Source organism: Kribbella deserti, from assembly GCF_042434725.1.
Classification (GTDB): Bacteria; Actinomycetota; Actinomycetes; order Propionibacteriales; family Kribbellaceae; genus Kribbella; species Kribbella deserti.
This window is the reverse complement of sequence record NZ_JBHLTC010000018.1, coordinates 543287-563047: the sequence shown is the minus strand read 5'-3', so window position 1 is coordinate 563047 and position 19761 is coordinate 543287. Positions and strand designations below refer to the sequence as shown.

20 protein-coding genes are annotated in these 19761 nt (G+C 68.6%); 11 read left to right on the top strand and 9 right to left on the bottom strand.

What is annotated here, in order from left to right; translation table 11 throughout:
- Positions 1 to 39 precede the first annotated feature (39 nt).
- From ACFFGN_RS15865 to ACFFGN_RS15830, 8 genes are all read left to right on the top strand, one after another.
- Positions 40 to 408, top strand: coding sequence for a hypothetical protein (locus tag ACFFGN_RS15865; protein ID WP_380048098.1), 369 nt, complete (start codon positions 40 to 42; stop codon positions 406 to 408).
- Between the two features lie 40 nt (positions 409 to 448).
- Entirely contained in the window at positions 449 to 829 is a 381-nt protein-coding gene (locus ACFFGN_RS15860; protein ID WP_380048095.1) for a VOC family protein, read from the top strand.
- 90 nt (positions 830 to 919) lie between these two features.
- The gene (locus ACFFGN_RS15855) at positions 920 to 2182 is read left to right on the top strand and encodes an aminotransferase class V-fold PLP-dependent enzyme (protein ID WP_380048093.1); all 1263 of its coding nucleotides are present in this window, start codon (positions 920 to 922) and stop codon (positions 2180 to 2182) included.
- A gap of 212 nt (positions 2183 to 2394) precedes the next feature.
- Positions 2395 to 3183 carry a glycerophosphodiester phosphodiesterase family protein gene (locus ACFFGN_RS15850; protein ID WP_380048091.1) on the top strand — a complete coding sequence of 263 codons (789 nt, stop codon included), beginning with the start codon at positions 2395 to 2397 and terminating at the stop codon, positions 3181 to 3183.
- Positions 3180 to 4577, top strand: a complete 1398-nt coding sequence (locus ACFFGN_RS15845) for an MFS transporter (protein WP_380048089.1) — start codon at positions 3180 to 3182, stop codon at positions 4575 to 4577. The genes ACFFGN_RS15850 and ACFFGN_RS15845 overlap by 4 nt, the downstream gene beginning before the upstream one ends.
- A gap of 61 nt (positions 4578 to 4638) precedes the next feature.
- Positions 4639 to 4860: an SDR family oxidoreductase gene (locus ACFFGN_RS15840; RefSeq protein WP_380048087.1), complete on the top strand. Its 222-nt coding sequence runs from the start codon at positions 4639 to 4641 to the stop codon at positions 4858 to 4860.
- A gap of 491 nt (positions 4861 to 5351) precedes the next feature.
- Positions 5352 to 5735: an RNA polymerase-binding protein RbpA gene (locus ACFFGN_RS15835; RefSeq protein ID WP_380048085.1), complete on the top strand. Its 384-nt coding sequence runs from the start codon at positions 5352 to 5354 to the stop codon at positions 5733 to 5735.
- 112 nt (positions 5736 to 5847) lie between these two features.
- Complete coding sequence (locus tag ACFFGN_RS15830) at positions 5848 to 6264, top strand: VOC family protein (RefSeq protein WP_380048083.1); 417 nt, start codon at positions 5848 to 5850, stop codon at positions 6262 to 6264.
- A 66-nt stretch (positions 6265 to 6330) separates the two neighbouring features.
- On the opposite strand, the gene ACFFGN_RS15825 is transcribed toward ACFFGN_RS15830, so the two are convergent.
- From ACFFGN_RS15825 to kdd, 9 genes are all read right to left on the bottom strand, one after another.
- Entirely contained in the window at positions 6331 to 6699 is a 369-nt protein-coding gene (locus ACFFGN_RS15825) for a GNAT family N-acetyltransferase (protein ID WP_380048081.1), read from the bottom strand.
- Between the two features lie 89 nt (positions 6700 to 6788).
- Positions 6789 to 7397 (bottom strand): FxsA family protein, encoded by a 609-nt coding sequence (locus ACFFGN_RS15820; RefSeq protein ID WP_380048079.1) that lies wholly within the window; start codon positions 7395 to 7397, stop codon positions 6789 to 6791.
- A gap of 6 nt (positions 7398 to 7403) precedes the next feature.
- Positions 7404 to 8213, bottom strand: a complete 810-nt coding sequence (locus tag ACFFGN_RS15815) for a polyprenol monophosphomannose synthase (RefSeq protein ID WP_380048077.1) — start codon at positions 8211 to 8213, stop codon at positions 7404 to 7406.
- A 31-nt stretch (positions 8214 to 8244) separates the two neighbouring features.
- Positions 8245 to 9816: an apolipoprotein N-acyltransferase gene (lnt, locus tag ACFFGN_RS15810; protein ID WP_380048075.1), complete on the bottom strand. Its 1572-nt coding sequence runs from the start codon at positions 9814 to 9816 to the stop codon at positions 8245 to 8247.
- Positions 9817 to 11602: 1786 nt separating this feature from the next.
- Positions 11603 to 12004, bottom strand: a complete 402-nt coding sequence (kal, locus tag ACFFGN_RS15805; RefSeq protein ID WP_380048073.1) for a 3-aminobutyryl-CoA ammonia lyase — start codon at positions 12002 to 12004, stop codon at positions 11603 to 11605.
- Positions 12001 to 12750, bottom strand: coding sequence for a lysine 5,6-aminomutase subunit beta (kamE, locus tag ACFFGN_RS15800; protein WP_380048071.1), 750 nt, complete (start codon positions 12748 to 12750; stop codon positions 12001 to 12003). The genes kal and kamE overlap by 4 nt, the downstream gene beginning before the upstream one ends.
- Positions 12747 to 14315 carry a lysine 5,6-aminomutase subunit alpha gene (gene kamD / locus ACFFGN_RS15795; RefSeq protein WP_380048069.1) on the bottom strand — a complete coding sequence of 523 codons (1569 nt, stop codon included), beginning with the start codon at positions 14313 to 14315 and terminating at the stop codon, positions 12747 to 12749. The genes kamE and kamD overlap by 4 nt, the downstream gene beginning before the upstream one ends.
- On the bottom strand, positions 14312 to 15907 hold the full coding sequence (locus tag ACFFGN_RS15790; RefSeq protein WP_380048067.1) for an amidohydrolase: 1596 nt from the start codon (positions 15905 to 15907) through the stop codon (positions 14312 to 14314). Before ACFFGN_RS15790 ends, kamD begins: the two co-directional genes overlap by 4 nt.
- A 3-nt stretch (positions 15908 to 15910) precedes the next feature.
- Entirely contained in the window at positions 15911 to 16984 is a 1074-nt protein-coding gene (gene kdd / locus ACFFGN_RS15785; RefSeq protein WP_380048062.1) for an L-erythro-3,5-diaminohexanoate dehydrogenase, read from the bottom strand.
- Positions 16985 to 17214: 230 nt separating this feature from the next.
- Between kdd and ACFFGN_RS15780 the strand changes: the two genes are divergently transcribed.
- The 3 genes from ACFFGN_RS15780 to ACFFGN_RS15770 are packed head-to-tail and all read left to right on the top strand — an operon-like array spanning position 17215 to position 19707.
- Entirely contained in the window at positions 17215 to 18693 is a 1479-nt protein-coding gene (locus tag ACFFGN_RS15780) for a KamA family radical SAM protein (RefSeq protein WP_380048060.1), read from the top strand.
- 52 nt (positions 18694 to 18745) lie between these two features.
- A complete protein-coding gene (locus tag ACFFGN_RS15775) occupies positions 18746 to 19288 on the top strand; it encodes an MOSC domain-containing protein (RefSeq protein ID WP_380048058.1) in 543 nt (180 codons plus the stop codon).
- Between the two features lie 41 nt (positions 19289 to 19329).
- A complete protein-coding gene (locus ACFFGN_RS15770; protein ID WP_380048056.1) occupies positions 19330 to 19707 on the top strand; it encodes a VOC family protein in 378 nt (125 codons plus the stop codon).
- The last annotated feature ends 54 nt before the right edge of the window (positions 19708 to 19761 follow it).

Here is a 19761-nt window from a genome sequence, read left to right as displayed (position 1 = left end):
GCGAGCTGGGTGACCCTGGGCGAGGGCTAGTTTGCCGCCATGCAACCGGCTCCGACCCTTGGCGAACGCGTTGGTCTGGCGTGCGCCCTGATGGCCGTGGGGCTGACCGCCGCCGTGCTCGCGGCCGGTGCCATCGCCTTGATCGGTTCGCTCGCCGCCTTTGTGATCGGTGTCTACCTCGGCTCGGTCGTCGGCGGCTGCTGCCTGTACACGATCGCCGTACGGACCAGGCTCGGGGTGACCTTCGGTCTGCTCAACTGCGGCGCGCTGATCGCGGCGGGCATGTTCGGTGTGTTTCCGTCGCTCGACCACTCCGGCGGCCTCGCCCTGCTGATCGGCGGCCTGTTCCTCTTCGCCGCTGCCACCGCGCTCCTGACCGCGCCACGAACTGCGCGGCCCGCACCGTAATTCGATTGGCGCTACGCGGTTTGTTGGGCAGGGTTCGGCTATGAGTTCACTGCTGCACCACATCACGTTCGATGCCCGCAATGCCTTTGAGATCGCGACCTTCTGGGCGCAGGTAGTCGACGGCCACGTGCATCCGGACGACAAGCCCGGCGACGACAGCGTGCTGGTGGTCACCAAGGACGGCGCGGACCTGCTGTTCGAGGTCAACCCGGACGACAAGACCGTGAAGAACCGCGTGCACTTCGACCTGCAGCCCGCCGAGCGGACCCGAGATGAGGAGGTCGCCTGGCTGCAGACGATCGGCGCCACCGTGTACAGCGATCAGCGCCGCCCGGACGGCACCGGCTGGGTGGTCATGCGCGATCCCGAGGGCAACGAGTTCTGCGTCGAGCGCAGCGCGGCCGAGCGCCAGGCCGGCTGATCGCGCGGTACCTGGTTGATCGTGGCCGTTTTGTGGTTGTCGTGACCCCGGTGGGCCGGTAGGACGGTTGCACCGGTGAGAGGGGTGGCGATGGTCGGCAGGAGAACGGTGCTCGGCGCGGGTCTGGCCCTGGGCGCGGGTGCCGTACTGACGGGATGCACGGAGGACAAGCCGAAGGCGAGCGCGCCGTTCGACCCGAAGAACTGGGATTCGGTCCGCGCCCAGTTCGCGCTCACGCCGGATCTCGCGCACTTCGGCGCCTTCATGCTGGCCTCCCACCCGGCGCCGATCCGCGAAGCGATCGACCGCCACCGGACCGGCCTGGACACCGACACCGCGGCCTACCTGGAGCAGGGGAACGAACTCGAGGAGAGGGTCCGCAGCGCCGCCGCCGGCTACCTCGGCTCCGGCGTCCGCCCGGCCGATATCGCGCTGACCGACAGCACAACGATGGGCATGGGCCTGGTCTGTACGGGCATCCAGCTCCGACCGGGACAGGATGTCGTCACCACCGAGCACGACTTCTTCGGCACGCACGACGCCCTGCGCAAACTGGCCACCCGCACCGGTGCCGTCGTACGCCGGGCCAAGCTGTACGACGATCCGGCCAACGCCAACGCCGGAGACATCGTGGCCCGGGTGAAGGCGGCCATCCGACCAGTCACCCGGTTGGTGGTTGTGACGTGGGTCCACTCCAGCACCGGCGTACGCCTGCCGATCCGGGCGATCGCGGACATGCTCGCCACGGTCAACGCGAACCGGGCGGAGACGGATCGGGCCCTGCTGTTCGTGGACGGCGTGCATGGGTTCGGCGCGGTCGATGCCGGGATGGCGGATCTCGGTTGCGACTTCTTCACCTCTGGCACGCACAAGTGGTTGTTCGGGCCGCGCGGCACGGGCCTGCTGTGGGGACGAGCCTGGAACGCGGTTACGCCGCTGTTCACGAGCTTCAGCGCGCCGGACGGGCCAGGGCGGCTTGCGACGCCTGGTGGCTACCACTCGTTCGAGAACCGGTGGGCGGTCACAGAGGCGTTCGCCTTCCACCAAGCCATCGGGCGCGATCGGATCGCCGCCCGGATCACTGAGCAGGCCACTCGGCTCAAGGAAGGCCTAGCCGGTATCAGTACCGTCAGGCTGGCGACACCGAAAGACCCGGAACTGTCCGCCGGGCTGGTGATGTGCTCGCTGGACGGCCTCAGCCCGAACGACGCCGTACGACGACTTAGGGCCGACCACAAGATCGTTGCCAGCGTCACGCCGTACGACAATCCCCTGTTGCGTTTCGGTCCTGGCATCGTCACTACGCCGGATCAAGTCGATCAGGTTGTCAAAGCGGTCGCTACGCTCCGGTGAGCTTCAGGCGGGCTGCGGGGCGTTGAGCGGGGTGCGGGCGTTAAGCGGCCCCCAAGCCGGGAGGGTCGGGGGCCGCCTTGCTGCCGCCGCTCGCGGTACACGTCGGGCCAAGTCGGGACGACCCGGATAAGTGCCGTCGAAGCGCACGGTATGTGCCGAAACGTAACTTTGAGCTTCGTTGTCAGGCAAGGCTCTTGCACCATACTTCGGGTGTGACCGCCACCAGGTACCCGTTCCTCGATCATTCCGGCCCACTGGCCATGGCGCATCGAGGCGGGGCTTTGCATCCGGACAACATCGGCTACGAGAACTCGATGCGGGCCTTCGCACACGCGGTCGGCCTCGGCTACGAGTACCTAGAGACCGACCTCCACGCCACCTCGGACGGCGTAGTGGTCGCCTTCCATGACGACCGGCTCGACCGGGTCACGGACCGCACGGGCGTGATCTCGGAACTCCCCTGGTCCGAAGTCTCCAAGGCCCGGATCAACGGCCACGAGCCGATCCCGCTGCTGCTCGACGTACTGGAGGAATGGCCCACTCTGCGGCTCAACCTCGACATCAAGGCGCCGAACGGCGTACAGCCCGCGGCAGATGTTATTCGCAAGGCAGGCGCTATCGACCGCGTATGCGTCTCGTCGTTCTCCCAGCGCCGGGTGTGGAGTATCCGCCGGGAACTCGGTGAACGCCTCTGCACCGGGTTCGGTCGGGTAGAGATCGCCGCGCTGCGCTATTCGCCGTTCCCGCTGGTGTTGCCTGGTACAGGCGCGTGTATCCAGATCCCCGAGTACTACGGCCGGTTCAAGGTGCTCACGCCCGGGCTGATCCGCCGGGCCCACGCCGCCGGTCGTCAGGTGCACGTGTGGACCGTGGACGACGCTGACGAGATCAACCGCTTCCTGGACGCCGGGGTTGACGGTATCTTCACCGACCGCACCGACATCCTCCGCGACGTCCTGATCGCCCGAGGCCAGTGGAACCCGAACGGAGCCTCCGCATGACTACAGCGCCCTCAGCCTCGGCCGAGTCCGCCGCGGCCGATCAGTACGAGCGGCGCGGCTGGTACTTCTACGACTGGGCCAACTCGGGATACGTCACCACCGTCGGTACCGTGCTCTTCGCGCCGTACCTGACGTCCATCGCCGAGCAGGCCGCTTGTGGGCGCGCTGGTACAGCGGACGACCCGTGCCGGACCAACCTCGACATCCTCGGCGTAGGCATCGCACCTGGCTCGCTGGCGTTCTACGTCGTCACGGCGGCCACGCTGATCTCGGCGCTGTTCCTGCCGATCGTGGGCGCCATCGCGGACCGGTCACCGCGCAAGAAGCTGTGGATGTGCGGCTTCGCCTGGATCGGGTCGCTCGCCGCCTGCAGCATGGTTTTTGTCGCCGGGGACCGATGGTTGCTCGGGGCCCTCTTGTTGTTCGTCGGACATATCTGCCTGGGCTCGTCGATGGTGGTCTACGACGCGATCCTGTGCGATATCGCCGGACCGGACGAACGTGACGAGGTCTCGTCCCGCGGCTGGGCCGCCGGCTATCTGGGCGGGTTCATCCTGCTGGCGTTCAACCTCGGCGTGGTCACGGCGCACGACGCGCTCGGTATCAGCCAGGGCCTCGCCGTGCGGTTGAGCCTGCTGAGCGCTGGTCTGTGGTGGGGCCTGTTCACGATCGTGCCGTTCCTGCGGCTGCGGAACCGCCCGCCGGTCGCCGTTGTCGTCGTACCGGTGGAGGGCGGCCGGGCGAGCCTGATCCGGCAGAGCTTCGGGCAGTTGTTCCAGACCTTGAAGCACGCCAAGACCTACCCCATGACGTTGCTGTTCCTGATCGCCTATCTGTTCTTCAACGACGGCATCCAGACCGTGATCGCGGTGTCGTCCACGTACGGCGAGAAGCAGCTCGGGTTCGCGACGCAGGTGCTGATCGCGACGATCCTGCTCGTACAGCTGGTCGCGTTCTTCGGCGCGCTGGCCTTCGGGCGGATCGCCAAGCGGTTCGGCAGCCGCCGCACGATCATGGCCGGCCTGGTGGTCTGGATGGCCATCGTGGTGGCGGGCTTCATGCTGCCGAGCAAGCAGATCGTGCCATTCCTGGCGATGGGGTTCACGATCGGCCTGGTGCTCGGTGGTACGCAGGCGCTGTCCCGGTCGTTGTTCAGCCAGCTGATCCCGCGTGGTCGCGAAGCCGAGTACTTCAGCCTGTACCAGGCGGGCGAACGTGGCACCTCCTGGCTCGGTACGCTCGTGTTCGGCCTGGTCCACCAGCTCACCGGTTCGTACCGCCCCGCCATCGTTGCCCTCGGCCTCTTCTTCGTAGTCGGCCTCATCCTGCTGTCTCGGGTGGACATGCGCCGCGGCATCCGCGAAGCCGGCAACATCCAGCCGACCGTGGTGTAGCTCTCACCCGCCGCGGCCGGTCCGATGTCACGCTTCGGCCGGCGCGCGGTGTCGTCCAGCTATGAACCTCAACGCTCCCTCCAGACGAGTCGTGCTCGTCCTGTCGATCGCGGTCGGCCTCGCGGCCGGGGTGCGGCACCACGTGCTGCTGTCGATCGTCGGGATCGACGGCGTGCCGTCCGGCTCCTACGCGGGCAAGTTGGCGCAGGAGACTTTGGTCACGCAGGGCGACGTTCTGTGGAGCATTCTGCGCGCGAAGTCCGCCATGCCCTGGCCGGTCTGACCGAGGCCGGACCCGCGGGTCGTACGCCGGAGCCAGGTGGTCCGGAGGTGGCGCGGCTGGACCACCTGGCGAGGCGGTATCTCCACGCGACGGGCGGTCGTACGCGCGTAATCAGCGTGCCGGTGCCCCGGCGGATGGGCCGTGCCGGCGCACTCCTGACCGGTCCGGGAAGCCACCACGGGCGGATGACGTTCGACAACTGGCTGCGAGGTGACGGGCGAGACATTTTCGGCTCGTCAAGCGTCGAACCGAAGGCCTGCGGCCCGCGTCTACCTGAGTGGCAGGCCGGCTCCGTGGCGGCTTGACCCTGCGTGCGGGCCCATGACCGTGCGTGACAGTTCCGTAACACCGGATGACGGCTGGATGACAACGAAGGCCCACCGTCGGGTGTCGCGGACCGTCAGGTACGTCGCGGGTCGCTGAGCATGCGAAAATGGGAATCATCCGGGCCGACCGACCGTTGACCCGGATGACGAACTCGGAGGTTTGACATGTCTAATCGCGTACTGCGTGGTTCGGGGCTGGGTGGGGTCAGCTTCGAGGATGACCGTGGCGTGGAATTCGCGCCCCGGCAGATGATCAGCTATGACTGCCCCCGCGGTCACGTGGTCGAGGTCACCATGGCGCATGACGCCGAGGTGCCCGCGATCTGGGAGTGCCCGCACTGCGGCAGCGAGGCTGCTCGCTCGACCGGCGAGAAGCCCGAGCCGAAGCAGGAGAAGCCGGCGCGTACGCACTGGGACATGCTGCGCGAGCGTCGCAGCATCTCGGAGCTGGAGGAGCTGCTCGCCGAGCGGGTCCAGCTGCTCCGCGCGGGTGAGATCGGCCCGGCGCACCTGCACCGCGCTCGTAACACCGGCAAGAAGACCGCCTGACCCCAGCCCCAACCTGGGCCAGACGAACGATCGAAGGGCCGCTCGCGCAGTCAGCGGGCGGCCCTTCGCCTGTCCCCTGGCCTCCGGGGTCGAGCGGTGGGAGGCTGAGGCGGTGGACTGGACCCTGGAAGTCATCGCCGTACCCGTCACCGACGTCGATCGCGCCCGCGACTTCTACCGCGACAAGATCGGCTTCCACCTCGACCACGACAGCTGGCCGATGCCGGAGGTCCGGGTCGTACAGCTGACGCCGCCCGGCTCAGGCTGCTCGATCGCGATGGGTGTCGGGGTGTCCCCCATGGAGCCCGGCACGCTCAAAGGCGTGCAGCTGGTCGTCTCCGATATCAACGTGGCCCGGGCCGAGCTCATCGACCGTGGCGTGGAAGTCTCCGAGATCGTCCGGTACGGCGACCGCGACGGCAGCGCGTTCTTCTACTTCGACGACCCCGACGGCAACACCTGGGGCGTCCAGGAGATCCGCGCCCGCGCCAAAACCTCCCCCACCTCCAACACCTCCGCCGACGGCTGACCCGCAAGCTGGCTGCGCGGTCGGCAAGGCTCGGGAGACCGCCGAGGACCGGGCGGTCGGTAAGGGTTAGATCGGGCGTTCGAGGCAGACCAGGTCGGGGCGGTCGTCCCAGGACGGAACGACCTTGAAGCCAAGGCGCTCGTACAGGCCGATTGCCGCCTTGCGCCAGGACCACACCGACAGCCCTACGACACTCGCGCCCATGCGGCTCGCCTCCGCGACACCGCATTCGACCAGCTCGGACGCGAGGCCGACGCCACGGGCCACCGGGAAGACGTACAGCCGCTTCAGCTCGGACCGGCCCAGCTCAGGCGAGGTGACCGCCAGGCAACCAACGGGCGTGCCGTCCTTCCAGGCGAGCAGGACCGTGTCCTTGCCGAAGGCCGCAACCGGATCGTCGACCTCAGCGCGGTACCGGTCGGGCAGCTCGGACACGTCCGACACCGCGAGGCCCTTCTCGGCCTCGGTCTGCAGGTGGTAGGCGGCCAGGAGTGAGGTGAGGTCCTCCCCCGCCCAGACGGTGATCAGCGGTCGTCCGGGTCGACGACCTCACCCTGCACCACGTCGCCTCGCCCGGACCCCGGACGCGCAGGATCGGACGGGTTCTTCGGCGTGGTGAATCCGCCGAACGGACCCTTGAAGGTCGTCGGCCGCGTCGTGCCGGCCGAACCGCCCGGACCGCCTAAGCCGCCTGTACCGGGACCACGGCCGCTGGGCGGATTGCCCGGTGGGTTGCCCATGAAGCCGGTCAGCGGGCCGCTGGTCGAGGCGAGCAGGCGCCTGGTGACCAGGCCGGCGAGCATGCGGCGGGCAATCGGCCGGGTGAACGGCAGGATGAAGAAGAACCCGAAGATATCGGTCACAAAACCGGGTGTCAGCAGCAGCGTGCCGCCGATCAGCACCAGGGCCGCGTCGGCCATTTCCTTACCCGGCATCACGGCGGTCTGCATCGAGCTGCGCAACGCGTTCCAGGCACGCCGGCCCTCGCGTTTCACCAGCCAGGCGCCCAGCGCGCTCTCGAAGATCAGCAGCGCCACCGTCGGCCAGGCACCGATCACCTGTCCGACCTGGATGATGACAAAGATCTCCACCACCGGTACGACGAGTAGTGCGAGTGCGATGAGCCATCCCATGACCGGTCAACTCCCCTGAGACGCGCGCGGGCGATCCGTCGAACCGCGACCGGTCAGTTTGCGAACACCCTGCCGGACTTGATTACCCCGATAGGCCAGGCCCCAGCGCCCGACCAGCAGCATGGCCTCGACCACGATCCGCTGGGACATCTTCGACTGGCCGCGCTCGCGCTCGATGAACGTGATCGGCACCTCGGCCACCCGGAATCCGGCCTTCAGCGCCCGCCAGGCCAGATCCACCTGGAAGCAGTAACCGGCCGACGCCACCTCGGCGAGACCGATGCCTTCGAGGGTCTGGCGCCGGAAGGCCCGGAAGCCGCCGGTCGCGTCCTGCAACGGCACGCCCAGCGCCAACCGGGTGTAGATGTTGCCGCCGCGGCTGAGGATCTCGCGCGACTTCGGCCAGTTCACCACCGAGCCGCCCTTCACATACCGCGAGCCGAGGACCAGGTCCGCGTCGCGAAGCGCCTCCAGCAGCCGATGCAACTGCTCGGGCTGATGTGACCCGTCGGCGTCGTGTTCGACCAGTACGTCGTACCCCTGGCCGAGGCCCCACTGGAAGCCGGCGATGTACGCCGCGCCGAGGCCTTCCTTGCCGCGGCGATGCAGCACGTGCACGTGGTCGTCGTCGATGGCCAGCTTGTCCGCCAGGTCGCCGGTGCCGTCCGGGGAGTTGTCGTCCGCGATCAGGACGTGGACCTCCGGCAGGGCGGCGCGCAACCTCCCGACGATGGGCTCGACGTTCTCGGCCTCGTTGTACGTCGGGATGATGACGAGGATCCGGCCGAGATCGGCGAATCCCCCTGTTGTGGTCACGACTACCGCTCTCCTGCCTTGTCGGCCTTGCTCAGACGGTGACACCTTCAGGACTGGGCTTCGCGGCCGGTGGGGTGGCCGGACGCTGCCGGCGCCGCGCGACAAGCGCGAGCACCGCACCCATCATCCCCAGGCCGGTCAAGATCCACTGCGGCCAGCCGCCGAGCCTGGTGGCCAGGGTATGGCCGTCGCGCACCGGAACCGAGGCGACATACACATCGGCGGTGCCCTGTTTCGACTTGTGCTCGATCGAGCCGTCCGGCCGGATCACGCCAGAGATGCCGTTCGTCGAGGCGACCAGCACGGTCCGCCCGGTCTCGATCGCCCGCATCCGCGTGATCGCGAACTGCTGCTCCGGCTGGCCGGTACCGCCATACGTCGCGTTGTTCGTCTGCACGACGAGGATCTGCGCGCCGCCCTTGACCACGTCGGCCACCACACCGTCGTACGCGATCTCGAAGCAGATCACGTCGCCATAGGTGACGCCGTTGATCGGGACGACGCCGGGCGAGGTACCGGGCGCGGTCTGCCGGCCGACCATCTCGAGGCGCTTGATGTACGGCAGGAGCTGCTCGCGGAACGGGATGTACTCCCCGAAGGGCACCGGATGGCGCTTCGCGTAGATCTGCCCCGGGCCGGTCGCGGGGTCCCACACCACGCCGGTCGTCTGGCGCTCGTTCTCCCCGGGTCCTTCGAGCACGGCACCGACCAGGATCGGGACGCCGACCGCGCCGACGGCCTCCTCGATCACCGTGCGGGTCTGCTGGTCCTTGAACGGGTCGATGTCGGTCGAGTTCTCCGGCCAGATCACCACCTCGGGCTTCGCGACCTTGCCCGCGGCGACATCCCGCTGAAGCTGCAACGTGACGTCGCGGTGGTTCCGCGTGACCGTACGCGCCTCGCCGAGTGGTTCGAGGCCTTCGCCCGGCACGTTGCCCTGAACCATCGCGGCGGACACGGTCTTGCCGTTGCCGTCCATCGACAGTGGCACCGCACCGCTCAGGCCGACAACCGCCACGATCGCGATCAACGCGGCGCCTCGGCCGACCCGGCTGACGCCTTGTTTGGACCAGACGAGCGCGTAGACCAGCACGCCGAGGAAGGCGATGACAAAGCTCAGCCCGGGAATTCCGACATACGCCGCGAGCCGCCCGGGCCACGCGTCGGCGAAGGCCCACGCGAGCCGGCCCCACGGGAAACCGCCGAACGGCACGGAGGCGGTCGCGAACTCCGTCGCCACCCACATCGCCGGCACCCAGAGCATCCACAGCCGCAGCTTGAGGGCCTGGCTGGCGAACGCGCCGAACACGCCGTAGAAGAGGCCTTCGAGAATGGCGAGCGCAATGGCCGCGTCGCCGCCGATAACGCTCAGCCAAGGCACCAGCACGGCGTAGTACGCGATGCCGAAGCCCGCGCCGATCACGATTCCGCCCTTGACCGAAACCCCGCGCAGCGCGATCAGCAATACCGGCAACGCCAGCAACGCCAGCCAGGGCAGGTTGTACGGCTCGAAGGCCAGCCCGAGCACAGCTCCGCCCGCCACCGCCACAAGCAACCGCGGCAGCACGCGAACCCGCTCAGTCCGCTCGGCCTGCTCCACCACAAGACCCCCTCAAGGTCATCCCCGGCACACACCGGCCGCACGACCGTACAACGCACGGCCCCCCAGAAAGTATCCAAACCCCACCAAGCCCCGAACAACTAGACGAAAGTACGGGGCCCCTCCCCCCAACGTCGTACGTCACCACCTCGCTTCGGCATCCGGCTTTGGGATCCGGCTTTGGGATCCGGCGGGACTGCTTCGGCGCTCGGGAGAGCTAGCCACTGGGAGCGTGGGTTACCACCTGGGATTCCGAGGGGGTAACCCACCCCGCCAGTGGCCAGCCACCCCCCAGGGCGTCGCCACAAGTCCCCGCGACCGCCGGCTTGGCCAGCCTGGACCGCGGCACACCACCCGGCCGCCGAGTTCGTACCCGCTGCAGGACTTCGGCCCAGTGCCGGGTTTCGGCCCAGTGCCGGGTTTCGGGGCCACTGCCGGGTTTCGGGGCCACTGCCGGGTTTCGGCCTGCCCGCTACCAGGTTGTTGTGCCACTACCCGGTTGCAGCCAGGTAGTCGCACCAAAACCCGGCACTGGCCCATCCCGGGTGACTTATTCCGAGGGTCGACCGTCGGAATCGGGGGTGGACTCGTCAGATCTGGCACGTCGACCCCCGACCTCAAAGGTCGACCCGGCGACCCAGGCGCGGGCGAACCCAGCGGGTCAGTGCGGAAGGACTCGACGGTCACATGCGGAAGGACTCGACGCTCAGGCGCGGGAGGGCCCGACAACGCGCTCGCCGTCGCGGCGTCGATCGCGAAGGCCCGGCCGCTCACGCGGAACAACCCGGAGGGATAGGTGTACGGGACTACGCGAGGCAACCGGTCAGACCCCACCCGTCCCCCTGATAGCCCGCCGCACTTGGTCGGTTCGGGCCGGGTCAAGGGCGCGTCAGCGTCGCCGGCAGGCGATCTCGACCCTTGACGCGGCCCGAACCGACCTGACCATCGCGGCCACTCAGGGGGACGGGTGATCACCGAGGGATCACCGGCTTCGGTGGTTCGAGGCGGGCCAGCGACGACTCGTCCGAATTCGCCCGCCTGCGTCGGTGACCACGGTGACCGCCGTACGGAGGGGCGAGCGAATCCCGACCAACCGACGCAGCGTCGGGAGTCCCCTCGGCGCCCACGGGCCAGGCTGAGGTCGACGTCGACGCGCGGGCAGCGTCGGGAGTCCCCTCGGTGCCCACGGGCCAGGCTGAGGTCGACGTTGACGCGCGGGCGGCGTCGGGAGGCCTGCCGGTGCCCACAAGGCCGCACGAAGGTCGACCTCGATGCCGGGCGGCAGCGGCGGGAGGCCTGTCGGTGGCCGAAGGGCTGTGCCGAGGTCGGCGCGGGGGCGGTAGGGGCCTGGGGCAAGCAATTCGGGGGAAAGGAAAGAGGCTCGGCGTACCCTTCGGACCGGCCGGCGGCACGCTGGCTGCGGGCCGCTCGGTCGTTGTCTACTGGGCGCCGAGCCTCTTTTACCTTTGCCCCGCGGGGGGCTGACCACCGGCGATCTCAGCCCCCGTCGACTCAAGCCTGGCACTGGCCTGGTCAGCGTCGCGGGATCATCCGGTGGCTGAACTTCTGTTAACCCGTTGAAGATTTCGTTCTGACGACTCGCAAAACATTGCTCGCCTAAGACGCTGGTGTCAACCTCTGCGGGGTCATGACCGGGCGTTGTAACACATTCGCCGAACCCGGCCACTCTCCGTACACCGTCTCTCTTCGCAAACGAGCCAAAGAAAGACTCGTCACGTTACAGAGTCGTCTCGGCGCTGATCGTGACGAGCTCGCGAAGAACGCGCACTTACTGTGTCTTATTCGCAACAGGAACAACGACCGTGCCAACCGCCTTCGTGATCACCAGCGGCTCCGCCAGTACCTCGGCCGCGGATTCCGACAGGTCGGTCCGGCCGCGGCACACCACCGAAGCGGTGAAGGTGATTTCCCTACTGCGATTACCGACTCGGGAGATAGTTGCCTTCACCTCCACAACATCGCCCGCCCGCAACGGCTGCAGGAACTGCACATCCGAGTACGACGCGAACAGGCCTTCGTCGCCATCGGCAACAATGCAGACCTCGGTGGCGACATCGCCGAACAGGCCGAGCACATACGCGCCGTCCACCAGGTTCCCGGCGTAGTGCGCGTGGCTGTACGGCACGTAGCGGCGATGCGTGACGGTCAGGCCGACCGTGGCGTTGGTCATGAGGCACTCCTGGCAAGTCGGCGGGTGACGAGGGTGTCGACGAGATAGCTCGCCACCTCGCCGGGCGTGGTACCGCGGCCGAAGACCCGGTCCACCCCCAGCTCGGGCGCCATCTGCTCGGTGAAACGGGGGCCTCCGGCAACCAATACCGGCCGGGCGTGCTCCGGGTAGGCCTCGCGGAAGGCGGCGGACATCTCCTTGGTGTTGAGTACGTGCGCCTCGCGCTGAGTAACCACCTGGGACACCAGGATCGCGTCGGCCTTCTCGGCCTTGGCGCGCCGTACCAGCTCGGGTACGGCGACCTGGGCGCCGAGGTTGACCACCTTGATCTCGCGGTAGTACTCCAGGCCCTTCTCGCCCGCGAAGCCCTTGATGTTCATGATCGCGTCGATGCCGACGGTGTGCGCGTCGGTACCGATACAGGCGCCGACCACGGTGAGCCGGCGGCGCAGGCCCTTGCGGATGGCAAGGTTCGCGTCCTTGGGCGACAGCAACGGATAGTCGCGCTCGAGCACCTCGACCTTCGAGGTGTCGACCAGGTGGTTCACCGGGCCGTACACCACGAAGAAGGTGAAGTCTGGTCCCATCGCCTTGGCGTGCACGACCAGCGCCGGATCCATGCCCATCTTGTTGGCCAGCTGCGCGGCGGCGCCCTCGGCCCGCTTGTCATGCGGGATGGGCAGCGTGAACGACATCTGCACCATGCCGTCACCAGTGGTGTCGCCGTAGGGCCTGATGATGCTCATGAAGTTGCCTCCAGCAACTCGATGGCCGGGTTGTAGTACGCCGACGACCGGCGCGCGACACCTTCGAGCCCGCGGCCCGCGTCGGCCGGGCGCTTCATCAGGCCGAAGGTGCCGTCACCGATCGCGTTCAGCAGGCCGTCGTCGACGATGCGTTCGAGCAGTTCCACCGACTCCCCCAGCACCTGCCGGGCACGGTTGGCGATGAAGCCGTCCGGGGCCGGGTGGAAGTCCTCGTGAAGGTTGCCCGCGGCCCCCATCACGTACCGCACGTTCTGCAGCGCGAGGTCCCGGTCGGAGATCCACGGCGTCACCACGGCCTCGGTCATCATGCCGACCAGCAGAATGCCCTGCCCGGTCATCGCGCCGACAAGGTTGAAGAATCCGTCCAGCAAATACCCGCGGAACACGTCACCGGTCATATGCCGCGTCGGCGGCATCCACTTCAGCGGCGCGTCCGGGAATAGCTGCCGCGCAAGCAACGCGTGCGCCAATTCGAGCCGGAACGAATCCGGAATTTCCGGGGTGATCTCAAAAGCGTGCCCAAGGCCGAGTTGCCAATCCTCCAGACCGGCTTCCTTGGCGAAGTACTCGTTCAGCAACTGCGACACCGTCACCGTGTGCGCGGCGTCAACGGCATCGGCCGTGGTGAGGTAGTTGTCCTCACCGGTGTTGATGATGATTCCCGCGCGAGCGTGGATCTGCCGGCTGAACCGCTGGTCCACGAACGTACGGATCGGGTTGATATCGCGGAACAAGATGCCGTACATCGAGTCGTTCAGCATCATGTCCAGCCGCTGCAACCCGGCCAGCGTCGCGATCTCCGGCATGCACAGCCCCGAGGCGTAGTTCGTCAGCCGGATGTATCGCCCGAGCTCGCGGGACGACTCGTCCAGCGCGGCCCGCATCAGCCGGAAGTTCTCCTGCGTCGCGTAGGTACCGGCGAAGCCTTCACGCGTCGCGCCTTCGGGCACGTAGTCCAGCAGCGACTGCCCGGTCGAGCGGATCACCGCGATGACGTCCGCACCTGCCCGCGCGGCCGCCTGGGCCTGCGGGATGTCCTCGTAGATGTCACCCGTCGCGACGATCAGGTAGATCCACGGCCGCTGCTCGGGATCGCCGTGCCGCTTGATCAGGCGATCCCGCTCGCGGCGCCGTCCGTCGATCTGCTTCATGCCGACCGCGGCGGCTTTCCGCGCCGCGGACCGGGCCCGTACGGCGTCGCGTCCCTCCGGCAGGCGGAACGTCACCGAACCCGACGCGGCCTTTTGCGCGAGTACGGACAGGTCCTCGGCCTCGCCGCGAACCAGCGCGTCCCACACCGGCAGAGCCAGACCGTGCTCCAGCCCGACGTCGGCCCGGACGGTGTCCGCGAGGCGGTTCACCCAGGGGATGCCGTCGCTGTCGGCACCGGTGAGCCCGGCCAGCCGCAGCACCGCCCGCTCGACCGAGACGGTGGTGTGCTGCTTGGCCAGGTTCACGATCGGCCGGCCGGCCTTGCGCGCCAGCGACCGGGCCTTCCGGACGGTGACCGGATCGAGGTCCAGCTTCTTCACGGCACGGCTCACGTACGCCATCCTTCGCTCTCGTAGACAACGCGACCGGCCACGACGGTTCGCAGGCAGGTCGGTAGTTCGGAATCAGGCTGCAGATCCGGCAGCACCGGCACCCCCGCGCGCACGTCGGTCGACCAGGCCGCGACACGCTCGTCCGGCGTCTGCACCACCAGATCGGTGCTCAGGTCCCAGATCGCGTACGTCGCCGCCGTCCCCGGCGCGAGCACCCCCGCGTCGTCGATCCCGGCCGCCCGCCAGCCCCCGCGAGTGTGGGCCGCGAACGCCGCGCGAACGGTGATCCGCTCGGACGGCGTCTGGTGCCACGCGGCGGCGCGCACGCCTCCCCACGGGTCGAGAGCGGTGACCGGGCTGTCCGAGCCGAAGGCCAGGGCAACCCCCGCACGGGCCATCGAGGCGTACGGGTTCATCCCGGACCAGCGATCGCCCAGGCGTTCGGCGTACATGCCCTCGGCGCCTCCCCAGAGCGCGTCGAACATCGGCTGCACGCTCGCCACCACGCCGTTGCGGCTCAGTACGTCGATCCCGGCCGCGTCGATCATCTCGACGTGCTCGAGGCGATGGCGCGCGGCGACGAGTTCAACCGCGCCGACCTTGTCCGAGGCTTTCGCGAGACCCTCGACGACGGCCCCGACGCCGGCATCACCGATGCAGTGGAATCCCGCCTGCAGGCCGTTCGACGTACAGCCGATGACGTGCTCGGCGACCTCTTCGGCCGTCAGGTAGGCGTGCCCGCAGGTGTGACCGGCGTCGGCGTACGGCGCACTCATGGCGGCGGTTCGCGAACCGACCGCGCCGTCGGCGACCAGGTCGCCCGCGAGACCGGCGACACCGAGTTCGCGGGCCTTGTCGAAGGCGCCGAGCTCACCCCAGTACGTGACCACGTGCAGGCCCATCGCGTCCGCGAGTTCCTTGATCACGAGCATGTCGTCGGCCGGGCAGATGTGCGGGGCGCCGAGCTCGTGGATCGAACCGATGCCGAGCCGGGCGGCGGCCTCCAGCGAGGCCTGCAGGGCGGCCCGGCGCTGGTGGTCCGGAATCATCTTGGCGATGGCGTCCCGGACGACGTGATGGGCGGTCCGTTCGGCGCGGCCGTCTTCGGTCCAGCCGGGCTGCGCCGCGAGATCCGGCACCTTCGCGGCGAGCGCGGGCGAGATCACCGCGGAGTGGCCGTCCACCCGGGACAAGTAGATCAACCGGCCCGGCGCGGCGTTCTCCAGCTCCGCGCCGGTCGGCACGCGGTGCTCGGGCCAGCGGGTTTCGTCCCAGCCGAAGCCGAGGACCAGCCCGTCGTGCTTCGCGGCGTGATCGCGAACGGCGTCCAGGGCGTCGGCCAGCGTCGCCGGAGCGCCGAGGTCGATGCCGAGCAGCTTGAACCCGGTCATGCCGGAGTGCACGTGGGAATCCACGAACGCGGGCGTGACCAGGCGGCCCTGCAGGTCGATGACCTCGTCGGCGCCATTGGCGTACGACGCGGCGCCCGTGTCGTCGCCGATCCAGGTCACCACCCCGTCGTCGAAGGCGATGGCGGTCGCGTGGGGGTCGGCGGGCGAATAGACGGAACCGTTCATCAGGAGTGTGCGCACGGGCTAATCCTGCCTGTCGCTCTCCGCCTCGGCCGCGAGCCGCGCCTCGAACAGTCCACGCACGCCGGGCTCGGTGCGCAGCAGGTCCATCGCGTAGTCGGCGTGACCCGGCACGTAGCCGTTGCCGACCAGCATGGTCACGTCCGCCGCAAGGCCTTCGGCGCCGAGGGCCGCCGCCGAGAACGAGGTGGCCATCGAGAAGAAGATGACCGTGCCGCCGGCGGCCGTGGACAGGACGGCGCCATGCTCGCAGCCGGGCACATCCACGCAAACGACGGTGATGTCGGCCGGTCCGCCCGACTCCTCGACCGCCTTCGCCAGCGCGACCGGATCACGCGCGTCGGCGATCGCCACCACGTCCGCCAGGCCGGCGGCGCGCAGGCTCTCGGCCTCGCGCTCGAACGGTACGACGCCGATGGTCCGGGCGGCTCCGGCGCGAGCCGCCGCGGCCAGTGAAAGCGACCCGCTTTTACCTGCGCCGCCAATTACTGACACGACAGGCTTTGTGCCTTTGTCGACATACTGTTGCACGATCCGGGCGGTCAGTGCGGGTGCTCCGCAGACGTCCATGACGGCCAGCGACAGCTCCGGCGCGAGGTCGTCGGGCAGCTTCGCCACGATCGACCGCGCGAACAAAATGGCGTGCCCCTCGGCCGGAACCTGCTCACTGCGGCCATCCCAGCGGGTCAGTCCGTCGGTGATGCGCAGCGGCGTCAGCGTCAGCGAGACCAGCGTGGCGACCCGATCGCCCTTGCGTACGCCGAGCGGCGACTCCGGTCCGGCTTCGTCCACCACGCCGACGAGCATGCCGCCGGAGCCGGTGACCGGGTTCTGCATCTTGCCGCGGGCCTCGACGATCTCCAGCACCGCCTGCTTGACCCGCTCGCCGTCGCCGCCGTGAGCCTCGGACAACTGCCGGTACGACGCGGCGTCCAGGTTGAGCCGCTCGACGCTGATGCGGACCTCGTCCGGCCAGATTTCGGGCGCCGGGTCGAGCCGTTGCGCCGCCTGCGGCAACACGCCGGCGGGCTCGAGGACCCGATGCAGGCCTACGGGTGATCCGGGGCTGGTCGGCACTGGGCCTCCTCCTGTCGTTACCGCCGGTGGTCCGGCGTGCTTCGGTACGGCGTCCTCGGTGCGGTCTGGCCGGTGTCAGGGCGCTGCGTCAGATCCTGTTACGGCCGCGCAAAATACTACTTCTGCGGGTGTTGAAAGGAAATCTTCCGGCATACTGTTGCATCTAGAGGACGTTCTATCGCTATCCTCACACGAAACGACCACGTCGTGGAGCCCCTGGGAGGACTCGCGTGACCGATCTGATCAACCCGGCCGTCACCACCACCGCCGGCGACTCGCTGAACGGGCAGCCGTATGCCTACAGCCGGGTCCAGCTGGTGGAGCCCGACTGGACCCGCATGCCGGGCTGGAAGGACGTGACCGACGAGGAATGGCGTTCGGTGCAGTGGCAGCGCTCGCACTGTGTGAAGAACGTGCGCCAGCTCCGCGAGGTGATGGGCGATCTGCTCGAGGATCGCGTCTACGACGACCTCGAACGGGATCAGGCCGAGCGCGCGACGATGTCGATGCTGCTGCCGCCGCAGATGCTGAACACGATCGTGCCCGAGGGCGCGGCGGCCGGCGCGGCGTACACCGAGGCCTTTTACGCGGACCCGGTCCGCCGCTACATGCTGCCGGTCTTCACCGACCGCCGCACCGACTGGCCGTCGCACCCGCACGCGGCGCGCGACTCGCTGCACGAGCACGAGATGTGGGCCACGGAGGGGTTGACCCACCGCTACCCGACCAAGGTGCTGGCGGAGATCCTGCCGACCTGCCCGCAGTACTGCGGGCACTGCACCCGGATGGACCTCGTCGGCAATTCCACGCCGGTGATCGAGAAGCTCAAGTTCACGATCAAGCCGCAGCAGCGCCTCGACGACATGCTCGACTACCTGCGCCGCTCCCCCGGCGTGCGCGATGTCGTGGTGTCCGGCGGCGACGTGGCGAACATGCCCTGGCCGCGGCTGGAGTCGTTCCTGACCAGCCTGCTGGAGATCGAGAACATCCGCGACATCCGGCTGGCCACCAAGGCTTTGATGGGCATGCCGCAGCACTGGCTGTCGGACGACGTCCGCGCCGGTGTCGAGCGGGTGGCCCGGATCGGCCGTGACCGCGGCGTCATGATCGCGATGCACACGCACGTGAACGCGGCCCAGTCGGTGACACCGCTGGTGGCCGAGGCGACCAAGGCGATGTTCGACGCGGGCCTGCGCGACGTGCGGAACCAGGGCGTGCTGATGCGAGGCGTCAACGACTCCGTACCGCAGCTGCTGGATCTCTGCTTCGCCCTGCTCGACGGCGCCACCATCACGCCGTACTACTTCTACATGTGCGACATGATCCCGTTCTCGGAGCACTGGCGGGTCTCGGTCCGGGACGCGCAGCACCTCCAGCACGGCATCCTCGGCTACCTCCCGGGCTTCGCGACGCCCCGCATCGTCTGCGACGTGCCGTACGTCGGTAAGCGCTGGGTCCACCAGCTCGACGAGTACGACGAGGTGCGCGGCATTTCGTACTGGCGCAAGAACTACCGCACCGGGATCGAGCAGCAGGACCCCGAGGCGTTGAACCGGCAGTACGAGTACTACGACCCGATCGACACGCTTCCCGCCGAGGGCCAGGCGTGGTGGACGCAGCACGCCGGCGACTCCCTGGCGGAGGCCGAAAAGCGCGCGGCGGCCTCCCGTGGCGCGTCCGAATCGCAGAAGCTCATCCAGATCACCTGAGCCGTGTTCCAGGCCCTACGTCCGGGTGGTCGCCCGGACGTAGGGTGCTTGGGTGAGCGCTTCCGTGGAGGCCGTCTGCCGCGACGGGCGGCACCGGTTCAGCAAGGCGCCGGTGGAAGAGATCCAGCTGATCGCGGGGTACGGCGTCGAGGGTGACGCTCACGCCGGCGCCGAGGTGCAGCACCTGTTCTTGCGGCGCAAAGACCCGGCTCAGCCGAATCTGCGCCAGGTCCACCTCATCCACGCCGAGCTGTACGACGGCCTCGCGCATGCTGGTCACGCCGTGGCGCCGGGCGAACTCGGTGAGAACGTGGTGACGAGAGGGATCGACCTACTCGGCCTGCCGCGCGGCACCATCCTCCAGATCGGCCCGTCCGTACGGCTCGAGGTGACCGGCCTCCGGAATCCCTGCGGGCAGATCGACGCCTTCCAGCCCGGCCTCTTGAAGCAGGTCCTCACCCGCGCCGCGAACGGCCGGGTCATCCGCAAATCCGGCATCATGTCGATCGTGCTCACCGGCGGCCCTCTCCGCCCCGGCGACCCGATCACCGCCATCACCCCGCCCGAACCCCACGAACCCCTCGCGCCGGTCTAGGCCCGCCGGGCTGGGCCTCCTGCGGGCCTACACTGCTGCGCATGCTCGCCCGATTGCAGTGTGTGGTGCTGGATTGTGCCGAGGTTGATGAGCTGGCTGGGTTCTACCAGTCGCTTCTCGGTGGAGTGGTGAACCAGCCCGATCCGCGGTGGGCGGTGAACGCCGACTGGGCGACGCTGCACCTGCTGGGTGGACTGGTGTTGGCCTTCCAACGGGTGGAGGACCATCGGCCGCCACTGTGGGCGGATCCCGCTCGCCCTCAGCAGTCCCATCTTGACCTGGAGGTCGGGGACCTGGACGAGGCTGAGGAAACAGCCCTCGGGCTCGGCGCCACGCTGCTCGACAAGGGCGACGGCGAGCGGTGCTGGCGCGTCTACGCCGATCCGGCCGGGCACCCGTTCTGCCTCGTCCGCCACTAGCAATGACGAGGTGAGCGGCTCGCTGCGATCCCGAACCGCCGCATCCCGCCAACC